Consider the following 20,623-nt stretch of genomic DNA (forward strand, 5'->3'; position numbering starts at 1 on the left):
GCCTACTCCTTGGCAACGCGTTTCATGTCCGCATCCATCATCATGCGGATCAAGGTGTCCAGATCGGTTTTTGGTTTCCAGCCCAGAACGCGCTGGGCCTTGGCCGGGTTGCCAAGCAGCACCTCTACTTCGGCCGGGCGGAAGAATGCCGGGTCGATCTTCACGTAGTCGCGGTAGTTGAGGCCGATGTGATCGAAAGCGATACGGCACATTTCGCGCACGGTGGTGGTCACGCCGGTGGCGACCACGAAATCGTCAGGCTTGTCCTGTTGCAGCATCAGCCACATGGCTTCGACATAGTCACCAGCGAAGCCCCAATCCCGTTTCGCGTCGATGTTGCCCAGGCGCAGTTCCTGCTGTTTACCTTGCTTGATGCGGGCGGCGGCGTCAGTGACTTTACGGGTCACGAACTCGATGCCGCGCAGCGGTGATTCGTGGTTGAACAGGATCCCGCTGCTGGCGTGCAGGTTGAAGCTTTCGCGGTAGTTGACGGTGATCCAGTGGCCGTAGAGCTTGGCCACACCGTAAGGGCTGCGCGGATAAAACGGCGTGTTTTCATCCTGCTGCTCGGCCTGAATCAAGCCGAACATTTCGCTGGTGGAGGCTTGATAGAAGCGGGTGTGCGGACTGAACTGGCGGATCGCTTCGAGCAGATGGGTCACGCCCAGGCCGTCGACGATGCCGGTGGTCACCGGTTGATCCCAGGAGGCCGCGACAAAGCTTTGCGCGGCCAGGTTATAGATCTCGTCCGGCGCCGACTTGATCACCGCGCGCTGCACTGAGCAGGCATCGGCCATGTCGCCATCCAGATAGACGATATCGCCCTCGATCCCCGTCTCGCGCAGACGCCAACGTGAATCGCTGCTACGCCGCGCCACCAGGCCGTGGACGTTGTAACCCTTGTCGAGCAGCAGTTTGGCCAGATACGCGCCGTCCTGGCCGGTGATCCCTGTGATCAGTGCACTTTTTGTCATTCTTCTTCTACCCGCTTCTCCCAGTCGGACAGGATCGCCCGCAGGGATTGTTGTGTTGTGATTTCAGGCGTCCATCCTGTGGTCTGGGCGAGCCTGGCGTGGCTGCCACAAACGCGACGCTGATCGGCGCGCCGAAGACGCGCCGGATCCTGAATCAGTTGCATATCGACCTGGGCGAGATCCCCCAGCTGTTCGATCAAACTGCGAATACTCTGCTCGCGCCCCGAGCAAATGTTGTAGACCTGCCCCGGCGTGCCTTTTTCCAGCAACGCCAGGTAGGCCGACACCACGTCGCCCACGTCGAGGAAATCGCGAGTGACATCGATGTCGCCGACTTCCAGTTGCGGGGCCTGCAGGCCTTGCTTGATCCGGTTGATCTGCCGTGCAGCGCTGGCAATGACGAAGCTGTCCTTCTGCCCGGTGCCGATGTGGTTGAACGGGCGGGCCACCAGCACCGGCCAGTTCTCGCTCAGGCCCCATTGCAGGCTCAGGAACTCCGCCGACAGTTTGCTCACGGCGTAAGGGTTGCGCGGGCCGGGTGGCTGGAGTTCGGTGATTGGAAGATCGGCTTCGTTGACTTGGCCGTAGACGTCACCGGAGCTGACGTACAGGAAGGTGCCGTTAAAGCCACGGGCCTTGAGGGCTTGAAGCAGATTGAGGGTGCCCAGCAGGTTGATATTCAGCGTGCGTGCCGGATCACGAAAGGCTTCGGGGACGAAGGTCTGGCCAGCAAGATGGATGACCGCGTCGGGCATTTGCGGCCACAAGCCTTCAAGGCTTTCTGGTTGTCCGAGATCGTACCGGGAAGGGACAGGCAGCAGTTCCCATTCCGAGGTGTCAGCCTTCAGACGAGATTGGATGTGTTGTCCTACGAATCCACTCAGACCCGTCACGAACAGACGCTTTTTCAAACAGCGGCCCCTTGGTCATGCATTTCGTCTATTCCCCACAGACTTTATGGAGATGTCTGACGGACCGGTTGGATTCCTTGGTCGAAAGACAGGCGAAATGTTTTGTTGTAGTTGTTTGGTAGCCAATCTGTGCCAATTGCGCAGCAATTTCAACAGGTCCCACCGTGACTGGTCAGTTCTCGTTAGCGTAGCTCGCTTTATTCTCGCCGGGCGGTTCACGAATCCGCGATGGATGTGTTTAGAATGCCCCTCGTCACGATTATCCAGCGTTCGCCCGGGTTGTTCCGAGCCCCGTGAAGCTGACCATTAAAACAAGAACGTAGACGGGCACGAAGACGATGGACGACGACTGGCAAACGCCGACTCGATCCGTGGTTTTGCCGTCATAGAGTGGGGCTGCCGGGATGGCGGCCTCATCGTGGGATGCCATGAATTTCATTCTTTACTCGGACGTCAACGACAGCTCCATCAGCCAGAGCCTCGGTCGTCCCGAATACAGTTACTACTTCGTGCTCAAGGCTTATCGCCCGGTGCTCGAAAGCCTTGGGCGGGTGCATGTGGTGTCCTCCACCGCCGAGGTCGATCCCCTCTACCGGCAACTGCTTGCCGCCGGCGAAGACAGCCTGTTCCTGTCCTTCACGCCGCCGCAGAAAACCCCGAACGACCTTGAGTGCCCGACGATCTGCGTGGTGGCCTGGGAGTTCGATTCGATTCCCGATGAGCAGTGGGACAACGATCCGCGGCAGGACTGGACCCGCATGCTGGCGCGCCAGGGTCGGGTGATCACGCTCTCCAGTCATACCGCCCGGGCGATTCGTCGGGCCATGGGCGAAGACTTCCCTGTGTTGGTATTGCCGACCCCGTTGTGGGAAAACTTCGCGGCCATTCGTAGCCGCCATACCAGCGTGCCGGTCAATCCGGGTTCGACCCTCGACATCAAGGGGTGCATCCTCGATTCCCGTACGCTCGGACTGTCTGCCGACTCGCTGATTCCACCGCCGTTGACCCCCGAGCAGCAGGCCGAACTCGATGCCTTGCGACCGCCGCCACTGACCCTGAAACGCCGCTTCGTCATCGCCAGGCACTATTTGCGTCTATGGGCGCTGGACCTGGGCAAGGTGCAACCGGTACCAGTTCATCGCACTCATTTTCTGAGCCAGTGGTACTGGGAGGGGATTCGCGATCTGTTGTCCGACCAGGCTCACTCCAGGCTCGCAAAATACCTCCCGGCCATTGCCGGTCCGCAGTCGTTGCCGGTCCATGCACCGGCACCGGTGGAGCTGCCGGACACTACGCAACAGGTGCAGACCCAAGTCGACGGCGTGGTTTACGTCACCGTGTTCAACCCACGGGACGGGCGCAAGAACTGGCATCAACTGGTTACCGCATTCTGCTGGGCGTTCCGGGAAACCGAGGATGCCACGCTGGTGCTGAAGATTACCCAAAGCGATCTGTCGTCCTACTACACCGAGCTGATGACCTTGCTGGCGCAGCTGTCGCCGTTCGCCTGTCGGGTGGTGGTGATGCACGGTTACCTGGACGATCCGCAATATGCCCGGCTCTATGAGGCGGCGAGTTATTACGTCAACGCCTCGCGCTGCGAAGGCCTGTGCCTGCCGCTGATGGAGTTCATGGCCAGCGGCAAACCGGTGATCGCCCCGGACCACACGGCCATGGAAGATTACATCGATGAGCGCGTGGCGTTTGTGGTCAAGTCCAGCGAAGAGCTGACCATCTGGCCCCAGGACACCCGCATCGTCTACCGCACCCTGCGTTATCGACCGGACTGGGGTTCGTTGAAAACGGCCTATGAAAACAGCTATCGGATTGCCAAGGAACAGCCGCTGGAGTACCAGCGCATGTCTCACGCCGCGGTCGAGCGCATGCACGATTACTGCGCCTTCACTCCAGTGCAGCAGCGTCTGGCGGATTTTTTCGGGCTGGTGCCACACGTTGTGCCAGCAGCGGCCGTAACGGATAACGCCTCATGCTGATCATCATTCATTCGGAAACCAACCAGCGCACCATTGCCCAGAATCTGGGCCGTTCAGAGTACAGCTACTACTTCGTACTCAAGGAGTATCGACCGGTGCTGGAGCGACTGGGGCGGGTGGTGGAAGTCAGCGACCCACAGACCGAAGTCGACGCCCTGTACCTCGACTGCCTGGCTCATGGCGAAGACTGCGTGTTTCTGTCGTTCTCGCCGCCCCATCGCACGCCGGTGCATTTTGCCTGTCCGACCCTGGCGGTGTTTGCATGGGAATTCAGCACCATTCCCAACGAGCCGTTTGCGGGCGAACCGCGTAACGACTGGCGCACAGTGTTGCGCACGTGCGGTGCGGCAATCACCCATTCCAGCTACACCGTCAATGCCGTGCGCGAAGCCATGGGCGCCGACTATCCGATCGTCGCAGTGCCGGCACCGGTGTGGGATCGCTTTGCCGCACGCGGTGCGCAACTGCAGCGTCAGCCGTTGGCCAATCAAGTGCGATTGAAGATCAAAGGCTTGCTGGCGGACAGTCGCCAACTCGATCTGCGAGCCTTTGGTCCTGCACATTTGCGAGCCGGCAAGGGCATCGACTTTCAGGCGCCCGTTCGTGAACAGGAGCTGGTGCTCGACGGTGTGATTTACACCTCGGTGTTCAACCCCGGCGACGGGCGCAAGAATTGGGAAGACATGCTCAGCGCCTTCTGCGTGACCTTCCGCGAGGTGGAAGACGCCACACTGGTGCTCAAATTGACGCACCACGATGCCGAAGAAGCGCTGACCGATATCCTTCATCACTTGTACAAAAACCAGTCCTACCGCTGCCGTATCGTGTTGATTTACGGCTACCTCGCGGATGCGGACTACGAACGTCTGGTGCAGGCCACCAGCTACGTGGTGAACACGTCCTACGGCGAGGGCCAGTGCCTGCCGCTGATGGAGTTCATGTCCTGCGGCAAGCCGGCAGTGGCACCGCGCACCACGGCGATGATCGATTACCTGGACGCCGACAACGCTTTCCTCATCGACAGCACGGATGGACTGACGGCTTGGCCCCATGACCCGCGCAAGGCGTTTCGCACCCTGCGTTACGTCACCGACTGGGCCTCGTTGTGCACGGCCTATCGGGCCAGCTATGACGTGGCCAGGGACAACCCGCAACGCTATGCCAGGATGTCCGCCCAGGCGGTAGCCAGCCTGCAAAACTTCTGCAGCCAGGCAGCCGCCGAACAGCGACTGAAAGTATTTTTCGCCCGCTTGTTCGAAACCCGCGCCGCGTCCGTCATGGAAACCCCCGAGGCATGATCCGCGCATTGATGAGATGGCTGCGTCCAGTGGCGAAACCCGAACCGGTGTCTGTGCCGGTATCGGTGGCGCAAGGCAGCGTATCGCCGCGAGATATCGGCTTGCATGACGCCATGCTCGACGGCTGGTTTTCCGGCGATAGCGGCGAACTGCTCAAGGGCTTTGCGATCACGGCAGACGACACCTTGCTGGACGTCGGTTGCGGTGAAGGCGTTGCGACGTTGTTTGCGGTGCGTCAGGGCGCGTCGGTGATTTTCACTGACAGTGAACACGACAAGGTCCGCGACCTGGCCCGACAAGTGGAAGCGCAGACGGAAAGGCCCAGTCTGGGGCTGGTCAGCAATAGTCTGCCGTTGCCACTGGCCGATGGTTGCGCGAGCAAAGTCGTGTGCATGGAAGTGCTCGAACACATTGATCAGCCCGAGCCATTCATGACCGAGCTGGTGCGCATGGGCCGTCCCGGTGCGCAGTACCTGCTCAGCGTGCCGGCACCGGTGGGTGAGCATTTGCAGCAGGGCATCGCCCCGGCCAGCTATTTCCAGTCGCCCAATCACGTGCAGATTTTTACCCCGGAACGCTTCGCCGCACTGGTGGAGGACGCCGGTCTGGTGATCGAACATCGCCAAGCCACGGGGTTCTTCTGGGTGATGGGCATGATCTTCTTCTGGGCCAGCGAACGTGCGGCCGGGCGCGACTTGGGCGGCGCGGTGCGTGACCGGATTCAGGCGCCCTATCCGCCGCTGATGGAGAGTTGGGCGAGAACCTGGCAAGACCTGCTGGCGCAACCCAACGGCCTGGCGATCAAGCAGATGCTCGATCAGTTCATGCCCAAGAGCCAGGTGATCATTGCGCGCAAACCGATGACGACCGCCTCAGACGCCGGGACTGCGCCATGAGTAATCGGCGGATTCTCGACATCGAGTTGTTGCGTGGGATCGCTGTGCTTGGCGTGCTGGTGCATCACCTGCAAACCATGCCATTTCCAGGGGGGCTGCCGGACTTTGAGTCGGGCACGGCCCACGGGCAATTCTGGTGGGGCGTGGACCTGTTTTTCGTCATCTCGGGGTTTGTGATCGCCCGTGGCCTGATTCCGCTGCTGCGCGGATGCCGGACACCGCAGGCTTTCTGGCAGGAAACCCGAGATTTCTGGATTCGCCGGGCCTTTCGTCTGTTGCCGTCCGCCTGGTTGTGGCTGCTGCTGATGTTGTCGGGCACGTTGTTGTTCAACCAATCGGGCGCTTTTGGCACGGTGCAGGCCAATCTGCAGGCAACGCTGGCGGGCTTTCTGCAATTTGCCAATTTTCGCTTTGCTGAAAGCTTCATGCGCTTTGAATACGGCGCCAGTTTCGTTTACTGGAGCCTGTCCCTTGAAGAGCAGTTCTACCTGCTGCTGCCGTTACTGATCTTCGTCTGCCGCAAGCGTCTGGTGTGGGTGTTGCTGGCCCTGGTTGCCGTGCAACTGTTCACCTGGCGCTCAGCGCTGTTGATGAGCATCAGGACCGACGCCTTGGCACTGGGTGTGTTGCTGGCGATGTGGAGTTCAAGGCCGAGCTATCGTGCCTGGGAGCCACGATTGTTGAGCCGCCCCTGGTCCGGCCCGTTGATACTGATCGGCCTGGGGACGGTACTGAGCGTGCTGGCGAGTACACCGTTCAATCTGGCGAGCTATCGGGTCGCAGCCATTGCCTTGTTGTGCGCGGTGCTGGTCTGGATCGCCTCCTACAACCGCGATTACCTGCTGCCCAAGGGCAAGCTCAAGCAAATACTGGTGTGGTTGGGTGCCCGTTCCTATGGCATTTACCTGATTCACATCCCGGTGTTTTTTGCCGTGCGCGAAGGCTGGTTTCGTTTCGCGCCTGGCGGTTCGCAGGACGTGGCGACGCAACCGGCACTGGCGCTGTTTTGCGCCATGACCCTGATCGTGCTGCTGAGTGAACTCAATTACCGATTCATCGAGCTACCCATGCGTAACCGGGGTGCCCGTGTGGTGCATCGCTTGCGCGAGTCCCGATCAGCCCTTCCATCCTCTGGAGCCACCTCATGCTGAGCCTTTTGAAGAAACTCACGGCGGGCATGCCTGCTGCCGCGCAGCCGCAGACGCCAGTACCCCCGGTCTCGGACAAGGTCGACCCGTACATGCTCGGCCTGCACGACGCGATGCTCAGTGGCTGGTTCAATCAGCAAACCGGCGAGCTATTCACCGGTTTCCCGGTCAGCCCCGAAGACACGCTACTGGACGTGGGCTGCGGTGACGGAGGCAACGTGCACTTCTGTGGCATGCGCGGGGCGAAGATCATCATCGCCGACATCGATGCCGCGAAGGTCGAAGCGACCCGTCAACGCCTCAGCGACACGCCGGCGCGGGGCGTCGAGTGCCACGTCACCGACTGCAATCCGTTGCCGATAGTCGATGCGACCGCGACCCGGGTGGTGTCCACCGAAGTCATCGAACACGTGGACGATCCGGCGCAGTTTCTCGCCGAGCTGGTGCGGGTCGGCAAGCCTGGGGCGCTATATTTGCTCAGCGTCCCGCACCCGAGTTCCGAAGACCTGCAAAAAGACATCGCCGCGCCGGAGTATTTCCAGAAGCCCAACCACATTCGCATCATCAGCGAAGAGCAATTCAAGGCAATGGTCAGCGATGCCGGGCTGGAAGTCCTCAGCCACAGCCAGTATGGGTTCTACTGGTCGATGTGGATGCTGTTGTTCTGGGAAGCCAAGGTCGATTTCAGCAACGCCGACCATCCACTGCTCAACCATTGGGCCGACACCTGGCAAGCCGTCCTGTCCTCGCCGCGGGGCGCACAGATCAAACAGGCGCTGGATGCGGTCGTGGCGAAAAGTCAGGTGATCATTGCCCGCAAGCCGATGGCTGAGTAGGCTGCCGGGAATTCGTAACCGATCAATTGTGGCGAGGGAGCTTGCTCCCGCTGGGCTGCGAAGCAGCCCCTTCATATCATCAGACACACCACATGGGCTGCATTTTGCGACTGCTGCGCCGTCGAGCGGGAGCAAGCTCCCTCGCCACAGAGGATGAGGGGTTCATTGTGTTTTTCATTCGCCTGTCAGCCTTGCTTGGCGCTTTGCTGTTGCTCAACGGTTGCGAGCACCAGGAAGCGCCACCGCTCGATCAGCAACTCTACGTCTGGCAACGGCAATGGACGCCGGCCCATGATGCCGCGCTGCGAGACAGCCGCGCCGACTTCTCGACTTTGCGCGTATTGGCCTTGCAGGCGTTTCCGCAGGCTGGCTGGAGCCGGGCGCGGATCGATGCGGCGCTGCTCAAACGTGATGGCCGACCGCTGATTGCAGTGGTTCGTCTGGATGGCCAGCTCAAGGGTCTGGATCAGGACGCGGTCACGGCGCAAATCCAGCAGATGCTCAGCGATTGGCAAGGGCAGGGGTTGATCCTTTCCGGCGTGGAAATCGACCACGATGCGGGCAACGCCAGGCTACCGGTCTACCGTAAATTTCTCGCGCACCTGCGCACCGTTCTGCCGGCTTCCATGCCGTTGAGCATCACCGCATTGCCGGCCTGGCTCGACAGCCCCGAATTGCCGGCGCTGCTGGCGACGGTCGACAGCAGCGTATTGCAGGTGCACGCGGTGAACGATCCACGGCGTGGGCTGTTCGACCCGGATCAGTCCCGGCAATGGGCCAAGGCCTGGAGCCGCGTCACCTCGAAACCGTTTTATCTGGCGCTGCCGGCTTATGGCATGGCGTTGTTGCCGGGGGGCAGTGGCGTGCCTGTCGTGGAAAGCGAAGTGCCTATCGAGCGGGGCGGCAAACGTCGAGAGTTGCTGGCGGATCCGTTGCAACTGAGCAAGCTCGGCGCCGAGCTACGCGCCGATCCACCGGCTCATTTGGCCGGGTTGATCTGGTTTCGCCTGCCACTGGCCAATGATCGCAGGGCCTGGAGCCTGACGACGCTTATCGCCGTGGTGCGTGGCGATACCCTCGACAGTCGTGTGGGGCTGAAACTCTCGGCACAGGACGGTCTCTACGACATCAGCGTCAGCAACCAAGGCAACCTCGACAGTGCCTGGCCCGAACGCCTGACACTGGCGGTGCAAGGCTGCGATGGCGCCGATGCATTGGCCGGTTATGCATTGCAACAACGCCCGGATCTGCTTACCTTCACCCGCCTGCGCGAGGGGCGAATCCCCGCCGGCGGGCAGCGGGCTATCGGTTGGGCACGCTGCGCAACTATTGATCAAGGAGGTTCGAATGTTCACCCGTAACTGGCCGTGTCATGTGCTTTGCCTGAGCCTCAGCCTGCCGATGGGTTCGGCGCTGGCCTGCGGGCCGGACTTCCCCATGCGCCTGCTGGAAAACCGTGGCCAGTCGCTGGCGGAACTGCCGGAAGGCAACTTCAACTTTGAGATCAGTCGCCTCGGGCATGCCATCGCGGGACTGAAAAATGTCACGGCTGCCACCAACATTCCGGGGGACGCTTACGGCGATGCGCCGGATTACGCGGGTCAGCGCAACACCGCCGAACAGGCCGGTCTGACGCCTGATCGGCAAGCACTGGTGAAGCAGCTGCGCAATCTGACCGATGCCCGTCAGGTTGAAGAGCAAGGCGCGAGCCTGCCGGCCGAACACATGTTCTATCTGGCGGGCGCGGTGGCGTTCAACGCGGGTGACCATGGTTTGGCCGCTGAATATTTTCAGAAAGTGCTGGCGCTGCCGGCGGATCAACGCGCATTGCGCAGTACCTGGGCGGCTTACTCGTTGGGGCGGACACTGTTTGCCATGAGTTCAGAGGCGGGCGCAGGTCCCGACCTGTTGGCTCAATCCCGAAAGGCTTTCGAGCAAACTCGTCAGCTGAGTATCGACGGCTTCAGCGACCCGCTGGAACTGGGTGTTGCCAGCCTCGGCGAAGAAGCGCGAGTGGCCCGTACCGCTGGCGATTGGGACAGCGCCATCGAACTCTACGCCACGCAGAACCTCCACGGTTCGGCGGTGGGCTACAGCTCGTTGAAGTTGTTGATGGCCGATCTGATGGTAATGCCCGACGATCAACTGGCCGTGTTGCTCAAGGGCAAAGCGGTGCAGCAACTGGTGACGGCGTCGTTGACCAGTCGACTGGGCTGGTCATTCGGTGATCAGCCGCCAAGCGAACAGAAACTGATCAAGCTGCTGCAAAACAGCACCCGCGGCAGCCTGGATAACGCGGATCGCCTGGCGGCGATGAACTATCAGCAGGGCGATTACGCCAGTGCCAAAGCCTTCCTCGAACAGGCCGGTGACGGCGGCCTCGCGTGGTGGCTGCGGGCGAAACTGGCGTTGCGTGATGGCGACAAAGGCGCTGCCGCTGCGGCCTACGCCAAGGCAGCCCAAGCCTTCCCGCAGAACGAGTCTTGGGGTGAACGACGGACCCCGGACTGGGATTACGAAACGGTGCAGCCCAAGTGCCGGGTCGACGGCGAAAGCGCAATCCTGGCCCTGCAACGCGGCGATTATCTGCAAGCCTTTGACCAGCTCTATCGCAGCCAAAGCATTTACTGGTACGACGCGGCCACCGTTGCCGAGCGGGTGCTGACCCTCGATGAACTCAAGCAGTACGTCGACACTCAAGTGCCCGCACCGCCGCCGCTCAGCCAGCAGGATCGCGATAATTATGTGCCGTTGCCGGTGGCTGCGAACCTGCGCAATTTGCTCGGGCGGCGCTTGTTGCGTGAAGGGCGTTATGACGAAGCGCCGGCTTACTTCGACAACGTCGATCTGCAGAACAAGGCCAAGGCGTATGGGCAATTGCGTCAGGAGGCGGATGCTGCCTGGTGGCCGACCAACCGTGCTGCGGCGTTGTTCAATGCCGCTTCGACGGCGCGTCAGTGGGGGATGGAGCTTCTGGGCTACGAAATGGCGCCGGACTATGCCACGTTCGGCGGTAATTACAGCCTCGAGAGCAGCGAGCTCAAGGTCGGTCCGTTGGTGGCTGAAGATGAAGTCCTGCGTCAGCAAGCCAGCGCCGCTCAACCTGATCAGCGCTATCACTATCGTTATGTCGCCACGGCGTTGGCCAGCCGCGCTGCCGATAATTTGCCTCATACCAGCCAGGCTTTTGCGGCTGTTTTGTGTGCGGCGGCCGGGTGGAACACCAGTCTTGAAGAAGAAAGCGCCTTCTATCAACGCTATGTGAAAGAAGGCCCGTACGTGGATTGGGCGGTGAACTTCGGCCACCAATGCCCGTATCCGGACTTCCAGAATGCGGACAAGCGCTACGTAACCCAGGCGTTGAGCCCGGTCCGCTCAGCATTGCGACCTTATAAAAAATGGCTGCAAGTGGGCGGTGTGGTGGTGCTTTCAGCGGTTGCGCTGGTGCTGATCAATCGACGCCAGCGCAAGGCGCGACAGTAATCACGCTTGCTGCACAAAAGTCAGCCGCACCGCAAAACCGATCAGCAGGCTGCCGAACAACCATTGCTGCACCCGCTGGGCCGAGGGGCTGCGTTGCAACCAACGGCCCAGCGCGGCCCCGACCAGGGCATAGGCGCTGTCGAACAGCAATCCGACACTGACCAGAACGACACCCAGGGTCGCAAATTGCGCGAGCACTGGCCCGGCGTGAGGTTCGATGAACTGCGGCAACAGCACCGAACAGAACAGCAACGCCTTGGGGTTGAGCAGATTGGTCAGCAAACCGCGCTGGATCGCTTCGCGCCAATGCGGTTTTTCAGTCGTGGCACCTGCACTGTTCAAGCTCGGCAGCATCGTGGTACGCAGGCACTGAATGCCGATCCACAGCAGGTACGCGGCCCCGACCAGGCGCACCACGTCGAAGGTCCAGGGTGCTGTCTTGAACAGCGCTGCCAAACCCAACGCAGCCAAGGCCACATGACAACCACGCGCTATGCCCAGCCCCAACGCCGTGGCCAGCGCCGCGCCTTTGCCCTGACGCGCGCCGGTCTGCAACAGCAGAATCATGTCCGGGCCCGGCAACAGGTACACCACCGCCAGAGCCATGAAAAACAGCCAGAGTCCTGCCATGTTGCACCCCATTCGTTGTCGATTTGGTGAGGTCAGTCTATGGCTGAAGAGCAGGGCAGGTGGTTGCGTAGTCAGCTTCTAAAGCTTCGATATTTGGCATAACCTGCTATTTTTTGATTAGCGAACTATCGGGATCTGCCAAACCATGAAGCTGGACGCCTACGACCGCAAAATCCTCGCGGCGCTGCAACGGGACGGTCGCCTGAGCAACGTGCAATTGGCCGACGAGATTGGCCTGTCCGCCTCGCCCTGTTTGCGTCGAGTACGGATGCTGGAAGAGGCGGGAGTGATTCGTGGCTATCAGGCCAATCTGGATCGAGATGAAGTGGGCCTTGGGCTGACGGTGTTTGTCGGGGTCAAAGTTGAACGACACAACGATGAACAGGCCGAAGCCTTTCGCCTGGCCGTGACGGCATTGCCTGAGGTGATTTCGGCGTTCCTGGTGTCAGGGGAATCGGATTTTCTGCTGCAGGTGGTGGTGCCGGATTTGCGCGCCTACGACCGTTTTCTCACCGGACGGCTGCTGAAATTGCCCGGCGTGAGCGATATCCGCAGCAATTTTGCGATTCACACGGTGAAGACGCCGGGGGCGTTGCCGTTGGGGCATTTGCCCAACTGAAAAGATCGCAGCCTGCGTAGGAGCCGCCGCAGGCGGCGATCTTTTGAACTTTCTAAATCTGCGTCGCCATTCCCTCCACATTCATCGCCGCCTGACGCAAGGCCTCGGAGCGGGTCGGGTGTGGATGGCAGGTCAAGGCGATGTCTTCGGCCGAGGCACTGAACTCCATGGCCACGCAATATTCGCCAATCATTTCGCTGACGCTCGGGCCCACAAGGTGCACGCCGAGGACTTCGTCGGTGCGCTCATCGGCCAGTACCTTGGCGAAGCCTTCGGTTTCGTGGTTGATCTTCGCCCGGCTGTTGGCGGTGAAGGGGAATTTGCCGACCTTGTAGGCGCGACCTTCGGCCTTCAGCTGTTCTTCGGTCTTGCCGACGCTGGCCAACTCCGGTTTGGTGTAGATCACGTTGGGGATCAGGTCGTAATTGACCTCGCCAGCCTTGCCGACGATCTGCTCGATGCAGGCCATGGCTTCGTCTTCGGCCTTGTGGGCGAGCATCGGTCCTGAGGTGACGTCACCGATCACCCAGACGCCTGCGGCTTCGGTGCGGTGGCCCTTGTTGGCGAGCATGCCGCGTTTGTCGGTGGCGAGGCCGACGTTCTCCAGCCCCAAGCCTTGGGTGTAAGGCCGACGGCCGATAGCCACCAGCACGTAGTCGGCTTCCAGCAGCTCGGCAGAGCCACCGGCGGCCGGTTCGACGCTGAGCTGAACACCGCTCGCCGAGGGGGTGGCGCTGGTGACTTTCGAACTCAACTTGAAGCGGATGCCTTGCTTGCTCAATGAGCGCTGAAGGGTTTTACCGGCTTCACCATCCACCCCCGGGCAGATTCGGTCGAGAAATTCGACGACCGTCACCTGAGCACCCAGACGCCGCCATACCGAGCCCAGCTCCAGACCAATCACCCCGGCACCGATCACCACCAGGTGCTTCGGTACTTCTGTCAGCGACAGCGCACCTGTGGAGTCGAGGATGCGTTTGTTGTCGATGTCCACGCCCGGCAGGGGAGTGGGTTCGGAACCGGTGGCGATGATGATGTCCTTGGCGCTCAGCTGGATCTTGCCACCCTGGCTGTCGGTCACCGTGACGTTGCCCGGCCCGTCGATGTGGCCCCAACCCTTGATCCAGTCGACCTTGTTTTTGCGAAATAGAAACTCGACGCCCTTGGTCAACCCTGTGACGCTTTCATCCTTCTGTTTCATCATCTGAGCCAGGTTGAGCACAGGTTTGACCTCGATCCCGAGGTTGGCGAATTCCGCTCCCATGGCTGCGTCGTAGAGTTCGGAGGCATGCAGCAGTGCCTTGGACGGCATGCAGCCGACGTTCAGGCAGGTCCCGCCGAGGGTGGCGCGGCCTTCCACGCACGCCGCTTTCAAGCCCAACTGCCCGGCGCGGATTGCTGCGTTATAACCGCCGGGGCCAGCGCCCAGAATCACGACGTCATAGGTGCTCATGGTGCAACTCCTGGATTGAGAGGGACGGGGTCGATAAAAAATAGTCTTCAGTAAAAAATTACGAACATAATATGTGCGTTTCTCACCTTTTCGGTCAAGGCTTCAGCTTGGCGACAGGTTCAGCGTTTTTAGATAGAACGATTCAGGACGAAAATTTCACCATTTTCGTTATATCGTAACGAATTGTGATGTGAGCAATGGCTGGGGTGGTATGCAAGTCGATCTCGATGGCGATGGAGTACAGATAGCAGGGCTGCCGCGCTTTCAGCAGGCGGTCGTTCAAGGACGACGTTTGCGGCAATTCGCAATCGGTTTGGGTGCCTTGGCGGCGGCTGGATTGGTGCTGGCGTTTTTTGTCGGGCTGTTTGCACCGCAATCGCTGTGGCCCGCGTTATTGGTCAATCAGAGCGCCGGTTTGCTGGTGCTGGTCGCCGGCCTGCAATCGGCCTGGTGGGTGACGCAGTGGCGCGCACGGGCGATGAATCCGGCAATGTCGGTGCCGGTAGTCGTCACTGACGAAGTGGTTGCCCCCGAAGGCTGGTACGAGCGGTTGCTGGATCGGATCAATCAGCGTTGGATGCGTTTGTTGGGGCAGATCGGTCCTCCAACGCTTTGGCTGGGCGGTTGGGCACTGTTGACGTTGTACAGCATCGTACAAATCTGGAACCTGGCCTTGCCGCCGGCCGCGTTAGGGCTGTCGGCCAGTGTCGGCGCCGTGCTGTCGCTGTTGCTGGCTTTCGGTTTATTGGTGCTGGAGCGGCAACTGGCGCAGGAAAACATCGCCCAATGGCCCGAGGCTGGGTCATTGGCACAGCTGACGCGGGTCGCGATCATTTGCCTGGTACTCAGCGCTCTGTGCTTGTTGTTCGGTAGCGAAGCGTCGGTCTGGCCAGTGCGTCTGGCGGTACTGATCGGTGTGCTGCCGGGGCTGGTTGCTATCGAGTTATTGCTGCGGGCCATGTTGTCGCTGTTCAGTCCCCGGCGTGAGCAGCTTGAACCGGTCTTGCTGGCGCGAAGCTTCGTCGCCGATATGTTGCGCTGGCCGCCGCAGCCCCTGCTCGCGTTGCAGCACGAGTTACACAACCGCTTCGGCATCGACCTGCGACAAATCTGGGCCTTCACCTACATGCGTCGGGCGTTTTTGCCGGTGCTGGCGGTGGTGGCAATCGTGGGTTGGTCGCTAACCGGCATTCATGAAATACCGCTGCAAGGGCGGGGTATCTACGAGCGTTTCGGCAAACCGGTAGAGGTTTTCGGTCCTGGTTTGCACGCCGGTTTGCCGTGGCCGCTGGGGCGCGTGCTGAACGTCGAAAACGGTGTGGTTCACGAGTTGGCCACCAGCGTCGGCGAAACGTCGGCACCAGTGGAGGCCGAACCTGCCGAGGGCCCGGCACCGGCGATTGCCAACCGCTTGTGGGACGCCAGCCATGTGAATGACAAATCCCAGGTCATTGCCAGCAGCCGTTCCGACAAGCAGAGCTTCCAGATCGTCAACATGGACGTGCGCTTCGTTTATCGCATCGGCTTGAGCGATCAGGCGGCACTGGCTGCGACGTACAACAGCGCCGACGTGCCGACGCTGATCCGCAGCACCGCCAGCCGAATTCTGGTTCACGATTTCGCCTCGCGAACCCTTGACGGTTTACTCGGTGAAGACAGGGTAGGGCTCGCCGAAGACATCGGCCGAGCTGTGCAGGCAGACCTGCAAAAACTCGACAGCGGCGTGGAAATTCTCGCCACGGTGGTCGAGGCCATTCATCCACCAGCGGGGGCGGCCAACGCCTATCACGGCGTGCAAGCGGCGCAGATTGGTGCCCAGGCTTTGATTTCCCGCGAGCGCGGTGCAGCCGCGGAGGCGACCAACCAGGCGCAATTGCAGGCCAGCATTGCACGCGATCAAGCCACGGCCGCCGCTCATGAAATCAACTCGAGCGCCCAGGCTGCCGACCTGAAATTTGCCGCCGAACGAAAGGCGTTTTCCAGCGCCGGCCAGGCTTTTGTACTGGAGCAATACCTCAGCCAACTGACCCAGGGCCTGGCTAACGCCAAGCTGCTGGTTCTCGATCATCGTCTGGGTGGCAGCAGCAGTGCGCCGACCATCGATCTACGTACATTCACGCTGCCGGCTGACCCTGCGCCGCCGCGTAATACCGCTCAGCCAGGAGCCGCCCATTGAGCCAGTCGACGCCTACTCACGATCATCACGATCACGATGACCACACCGGCCACGATCACGGCCATGGCGGGCATCACCACGGTCACCATCACCATCATCACGGTGATCCGCAAGAAGCCGGCCCTTTCCCATGGCGGCGGATGGGTTGGGCGGCGCTGCTGGTGGCGTTTGCCATCGCGGCAGCGAGCCTGGTGCAAGTGCGCTCGGGGGAGGCCACGGTGATCACCCGCTTCGGCAATCCCTCGCGGGTATTGCTGGAGCCGGGTCTTGGCTGGCGCTGGCCGGCACCGTTCGAGGCGGCGATCCCGGTGGATCTAAGGCTGCGCACTACCTCCAGCGGTTTGCAGGATGTGGGCACGCGCGATGGTTTGCGCATCATCGTGCAAGCCTATGTGGCCTGGCAGGTGCAGGGCGATGCGGACAACGTGCAACGCTTCATGCGCGCCGTACAGAACCAGCCGGACGAAGCCGCGCGGCAGATTCGCACCTTTGTCGGCTCGGCCCTGGAAACCACCGCCAGCAGTTTTGATCTGGCCAACCTGGTGAACACCGATGCCAACCAAGTGCACATCGCCGATTTCGAAGCGCAGTTGCGTCAGCAGATTGATCAGCAGTTACTCGCCACGTATGGCGTGCGAGTGCTGCAAGTGGGCATCGAGCGTTTGACCCTGCCGTCGGTGACGCTCACCGCGACTGTCGATCGTATGCGCGCTGAGCGTGAAACCATCGCCACTGAACGCACGGCCATCGGCAAGCGTGAAGCTGCGCAAATTCGCTCCGCGGCCGAGCGTGATGCGCGAATCGTGCAAGCCGATGCGACGGTGAAAGCCGCAGACATCGAAGCCCAATCCCGCGTTGAAGCCGCGCAGATTTACGGCCGTGCCTACGCCGGTTCGCCGCAGCTCTACAACTTGCTGCGCTCTCTCGACACCTTGGGCACCGTCGTCACGCCGGGCACTAAATTGATTTTACGTACCGATGCCGCGCCATTCCGGGTATTGGTTGACGGCCCACCGACGCTCGATAACAAGTCCGGGTTGCAGCCATGAGTTTAAAAGTTCCACGTGGAACACATGAGTTGAGCAGCCCCTGGATTCAGGCCGGACGCTTGGCTTTTCTGGCGCTTTACGCCGTGACCGTGCTCGCTGCGTTGGCGTGGGCCTTTTCCAATGTGCGGCAAATCGACCCGCAGAATCGTGTGGTGGTGCTGCACTTCGGCGCTCTGGATCGCATTCAAAATGCCGGTTTGCTGTTGGCGTGGCCGCGCCCGTTCGAGCAGGTGATCTTGTTGCCGGCAGCGGATCGGGTGATCGAGCGTCGAGTGGAAAACCTGCTGCGCACGGATGCTGCGCTGCAGGCTGATCGAGTGGCGAGTTTTGCCACGCCCATCAGCGATGCGCTCGCCGGTTCCGGTTATCTGCTGACCGGTGATGCGGGCGTGGTGCAACTGGATGTGCGGGTGTTTTACAAAGTCATCGAGCCCTATGCCTTCGTTCTTCAGGGTGAACATGTGCTGCCGGCGCTGGATCGGTTGGTGACGCGCAGTGCCGTGGCACTCACCGCTGCACGAGATCTGGACACCATCCTGGTGGCTCGACCGGAACTGATCGGCGCGGACAATCAGGCCGCCGAGCGTCGCGAACGTCTACGCGGCGATCTGGTGCGCAGCATCAATCAACGCTTGGCCGAACTGACAGCGACCGGGCAGGGGTTGGGCATCGAAGTGGCACGAGTCGATGTGCAATCGAGTTTGCCCGGGCCGGCGGTGAACGCTTTCAATGCCGTGTTAACCGCCAGTCAACAGGCCGATAAAGCCGTGGCCAACGCACGCACTGAAGCCGAGAAGCTGACTCAGAGCGCCAACGAACAAGCCGACCGCACGCTGCAAGTGGCTCACGCCCAAGCCAGCGAACGCCTGGCCAAAGCCTCCGCCGACACTGCCACGGTGCTGAGCTTGGCCAAGGCGCAACAGCAGGGCACCGACCCGCAAATGCTGCTACGTATTTACCGTGAGCGGATGCCGAAGATTCTCGGCCAGGCCGGCTCGGTGACCACGGTCGATCCGAAAGACGATTCCCGCCTGATCATTCAGGGAGCTGCACAATGACTGCCCAAACCGCCACCGCGCCGAGCATGTTGTCCTCGGCTGAACAACGTAGCGCCGCGCGCCAGTTGACTCTGGCCATGCTTGCGTTGGGCTTGCTTGCGCTGGGTCTGATCTGGCGCTGGTTGTCGCCGGGGCAGACCGGGGTCAGCCAATTGCTGCTGGGTTTTGCCTCCTTGCTGGTGGCCGTGCCGGTCATGCGCTCGGCGTGGTACAGCCTGCGTTATCCGAGCCTGCACGGGATCACCGATCAGCTCATAGCCTTGGCCATGCTCGGTGCCTGGGCCACTGGAGATCTACTGACCGCGGCGCTGCTGCCGATCATCATGATCTTCGGCCACGTGCTGGAGGAGCGCAGCGTGATCGGCTCCCAGGAAGCGATTCATGCCCTCGGCAAACTGACCCGCAGCCATGCGCGCAAGATTCAGGCTGACGGTTCCGTTATCGAAGTCGACAACGGCACCCTCAAGGCCGGTGATCTCGTGGAGGTGCGTGCGGGTGATCGAGTGCCAGCGGATGGTCGTGTGCTGTCCGGTCAGGCAAGCCTCGACACCGCATCCATCACCGGCGAGTCCGTGCCGATTGAGGCCGTTGTGGGCATGCCGGTGTTCGGCGGGGCGATCAACCTCGATGGCCTGTTGCGCATTGAAGTGACCCGCACCGGTCACGAGTCGACGCTGGGTAAAGTCATCGCGCTGATGCAAAGCGCGGAGCGTTCCAAGCCGCCGATCACGCGCTTGCTCGAACGCTATTCCGGTAGCTACATGGTGCTGGTGTTGCTGCTGGCCGCCGTGACCTGGTTCGTCACCAACGATGCGCAAGCGATGCTCGCGGTATTAGTGGCGGCTTGCCCATGTGCGCTGGTGTTATCGGCACCGGCCACGGCCATTGCCGGGGTGGCGGTGGCGGCCCGGCACGGGATTCTGATCCGCAGTTCGGCGTTCCTCGAAGAGTTGGCTGACCTGACTTCGCTGGTCGTCGACAAGACCGGAACCCTGACGTTCGGCACCTTGCGCCTGCAATCAATCGACAGCCCGCTGGAGGATCGCAGCCACGTACTAAAACTCGCTGCCAGCCTCGGCTCCGCCAGCAGCCACCCGGTCAGCCGCGCATTGGCCGGGCTGGTCACCCAGGAACATTTTCTGCTGCTTTCTGACATTCACGAGCGTCAAGGTTTGGGCGTAGTGGCGATGACCGAGCAGGGCGAGGCGGCCCTCGGTCGTCCGGAGTTGTTCGCGCAATTGGGTATCGCCACTTCAGCCGTTCCCGAACATGATGGCCCGATTGCCGGGCTGGCACTCGACGGTGAATTTCTCGCCTGGCTGTTGCTTGCCGACAGCGTCAAACCCGAGGCGCGGTTCGCTCTGGACGAGTTGCGTGAACTGGGCCTGGGGCGTCAGTTGTTGCTCACCGGAGATCGGCAAAGTGTTGCCCACTCGCTGGCCCGGGATGTGGGCATCAGCGATGTCGAGGCCCAAGCCTTGCCCGAGGACAAGCTTAATCGCGTGATGAAAGAAATCGGCAGTGGTTTCCGGCCGATGGTGGTGGGAGACGGCATTAATGATTCCCTGGCACTCAAGGCCGGTGTGGTCGGCGTGGCGATGGGGGCGGGTGGCGCGGACATCGCGCTGGCTTCGGCTGACATCGTACTGATCGGCAGTGACCTGCGCCGGCTCGGAACCTGTGTGCGCCTGAGTCGCCAATGCCGCCAGACCTTGCAGGCCAACGTGATCATTGGTCTGGGCTGGACCCTGGCCATTGTCGCCTTCGCCGCATTCGGCTGGCTTGGCGCGGCAGGCGCGATGATTGCCGCACTGTTGCATAACTTGAGTACGTTATTGGTGCTCGGTAATGCCGGGCGTTTGCTACGCTTTCAGGAACCCCTACTCAAGCTTAAGGATGAGGTTTGAGCGTCTGCAACTTTTCAGAACTGTGCACCGGATTTGCAGTCATCTAGGGTAAGGCGGTCAGTTTCAAGGGGCGCCCGTTGGCTGGTTTCATCGTTGGTGGCAACATCGGAATAGAAATAGGCTATTAAATCGATAGCCTGCTATTTTTCAGGGATGGTCTACCCTCAGATTTGACGTCTGAAACAGGGGGA

General features: G+C 61.1%; 16 protein-coding genes. 12 read left to right on the forward strand and 4 right to left on the reverse strand.

All coding sequences use genetic code 11. The annotated features are described in order from the left end of the window. Window positions 1–2: 2 nt before the first annotated feature. Both gmd and ACZ9BB_RS24050 read right to left on the reverse strand, forming a co-directional pair. Window positions 3–974, reverse strand: coding sequence for a GDP-mannose 4,6-dehydratase (gmd, locus tag ACZ9BB_RS24045; protein WP_476216853.1), 972 nt, complete (start codon window positions 972–974; stop codon window positions 3–5). Continuing rightward, window positions 971–1,885, reverse strand: a complete 915-nt coding sequence (locus ACZ9BB_RS24050; protein ID WP_476216854.1) for a GDP-mannose 4,6-dehydratase — start codon at window positions 1,883–1,885, stop codon at window positions 971–973. Before ACZ9BB_RS24050 ends, gmd begins: the two co-directional genes overlap by 4 nt. Window positions 1,886–2,313: 428 nt before the next feature. Between ACZ9BB_RS24050 and ACZ9BB_RS24055 the strand changes: the two genes are divergently transcribed. The 7 genes from ACZ9BB_RS24055 (at window position 2,314) to ACZ9BB_RS24085 (ending at window position 11,540) form a co-directional block, all read left to right on the forward strand. Beyond that, window positions 2,314–3,879 carry a glycosyltransferase gene (locus ACZ9BB_RS24055; protein ID WP_476216856.1) on the forward strand — a complete coding sequence of 522 codons (1,566 nt, stop codon included), beginning with the start codon at window positions 2,314–2,316 and terminating at the stop codon, window positions 3,877–3,879. Beyond that, window positions 3,873–5,177: a glycosyltransferase gene (locus ACZ9BB_RS24060; protein ID WP_476216858.1), complete on the forward strand. Its 1,305-nt coding sequence runs from the start codon at window positions 3,873–3,875 to the stop codon at window positions 5,175–5,177. Before ACZ9BB_RS24055 ends, ACZ9BB_RS24060 begins: the two co-directional genes overlap by 7 nt. After that, window positions 5,174–6,073, forward strand: coding sequence for a class I SAM-dependent methyltransferase (locus ACZ9BB_RS24065; protein WP_476216860.1), 900 nt, complete (start codon window positions 5,174–5,176; stop codon window positions 6,071–6,073). Before ACZ9BB_RS24060 ends, ACZ9BB_RS24065 begins: the two co-directional genes overlap by 4 nt. Next, a complete protein-coding gene (locus ACZ9BB_RS24070) occupies window positions 6,070–7,224 on the forward strand; it encodes an acyltransferase family protein (protein WP_476216862.1) in 1,155 nt (384 codons plus the stop codon). The genes ACZ9BB_RS24065 and ACZ9BB_RS24070 overlap by 4 nt, the downstream gene beginning before the upstream one ends. Further along, window positions 7,218–8,057: a class I SAM-dependent methyltransferase gene (locus ACZ9BB_RS24075; protein WP_476216864.1), complete on the forward strand. Its 840-nt coding sequence runs from the start codon at window positions 7,218–7,220 to the stop codon at window positions 8,055–8,057. The genes ACZ9BB_RS24070 and ACZ9BB_RS24075 overlap by 7 nt, the downstream gene beginning before the upstream one ends. Window positions 8,058–8,221: 164 nt before the next feature. Beyond that, window positions 8,222–9,418, forward strand: a complete 1,197-nt coding sequence (locus ACZ9BB_RS24080) for a DUF3142 domain-containing protein (protein ID WP_476218402.1) — start codon at window positions 8,222–8,224, stop codon at window positions 9,416–9,418. Then, the gene (locus tag ACZ9BB_RS24085; RefSeq protein WP_476216866.1) at window positions 9,405–11,540 is read left to right on the forward strand and encodes a hypothetical protein; all 2,136 of its coding nucleotides are present in this window, start codon (window positions 9,405–9,407) and stop codon (window positions 11,538–11,540) included. Before ACZ9BB_RS24080 ends, ACZ9BB_RS24085 begins: the two co-directional genes overlap by 14 nt. Here ACZ9BB_RS24085 and ACZ9BB_RS24090 read toward each other — a convergent pair whose 3' ends face one another. After that, window positions 11,541–12,170 (reverse strand): LysE family translocator, encoded by a 630-nt coding sequence (locus ACZ9BB_RS24090; protein WP_476216868.1) that lies wholly within the window; start codon window positions 12,168–12,170, stop codon window positions 11,541–11,543. A gap of 145 nt (window positions 12,171–12,315) precedes the next feature. On the opposite strand from ACZ9BB_RS24090, the gene ACZ9BB_RS24095 reads away from it, so the two are divergent. Further along, window positions 12,316–12,789, forward strand: a complete 474-nt coding sequence (locus tag ACZ9BB_RS24095; protein WP_253417479.1) for an Lrp/AsnC family transcriptional regulator — start codon at window positions 12,316–12,318, stop codon at window positions 12,787–12,789. Between the two features lie 52 nt (window positions 12,790–12,841). Here the strand turns inward: ACZ9BB_RS24095 and lpdA are convergent, their stop codons facing one another. Then, entirely contained in the window at window positions 12,842–14,242 is a 1,401-nt protein-coding gene (gene lpdA / locus ACZ9BB_RS24100) for a dihydrolipoyl dehydrogenase (protein ID WP_476216871.1), read from the reverse strand. Window positions 14,243–14,453: 211 nt separating this feature from the next. Between lpdA and hflK (ACZ9BB_RS24105) the strand changes: the two genes are divergently transcribed. Genes hflK (ACZ9BB_RS24105) through ACZ9BB_RS24120 form a run of 4 tightly spaced genes read left to right on the forward strand, consistent with a single transcriptional unit; the run spans window position 14,454 to window position 20,432 of the window. After that, the gene (gene hflK, locus ACZ9BB_RS24105) at window positions 14,454–16,418 is read left to right on the forward strand and encodes a protease modulator HflK (protein ID WP_476218404.1); all 1,965 of its coding nucleotides are present in this window, start codon (window positions 14,454–14,456) and stop codon (window positions 16,416–16,418) included. Further along, window positions 16,415–17,467, forward strand: a complete 1,053-nt coding sequence (gene hflC, locus ACZ9BB_RS24110; protein ID WP_476216873.1) for a protease modulator HflC — start codon at window positions 16,415–16,417, stop codon at window positions 17,465–17,467. Before hflK (ACZ9BB_RS24105) ends, hflC begins: the two co-directional genes overlap by 4 nt. Continuing rightward, a complete protein-coding gene (gene hflK / locus ACZ9BB_RS24115; RefSeq protein WP_476216875.1) occupies window positions 17,464–18,525 on the forward strand; it encodes a protease modulator HflK in 1,062 nt (353 codons plus the stop codon). The genes hflC and hflK (ACZ9BB_RS24115) overlap by 4 nt, the downstream gene beginning before the upstream one ends. After that, on the forward strand, window positions 18,522–20,432 hold the full coding sequence (locus tag ACZ9BB_RS24120; protein WP_476216876.1) for a heavy metal translocating P-type ATPase: 1,911 nt from the start codon (window positions 18,522–18,524) through the stop codon (window positions 20,430–20,432). Before hflK (ACZ9BB_RS24115) ends, ACZ9BB_RS24120 begins: the two co-directional genes overlap by 4 nt. Window positions 20,433–20,623: the final 191 nt, after the last annotated feature.

The sequence above is a fragment of the Pseudomonas sp. TE3552 genome (genome assembly GCF_056278945.1).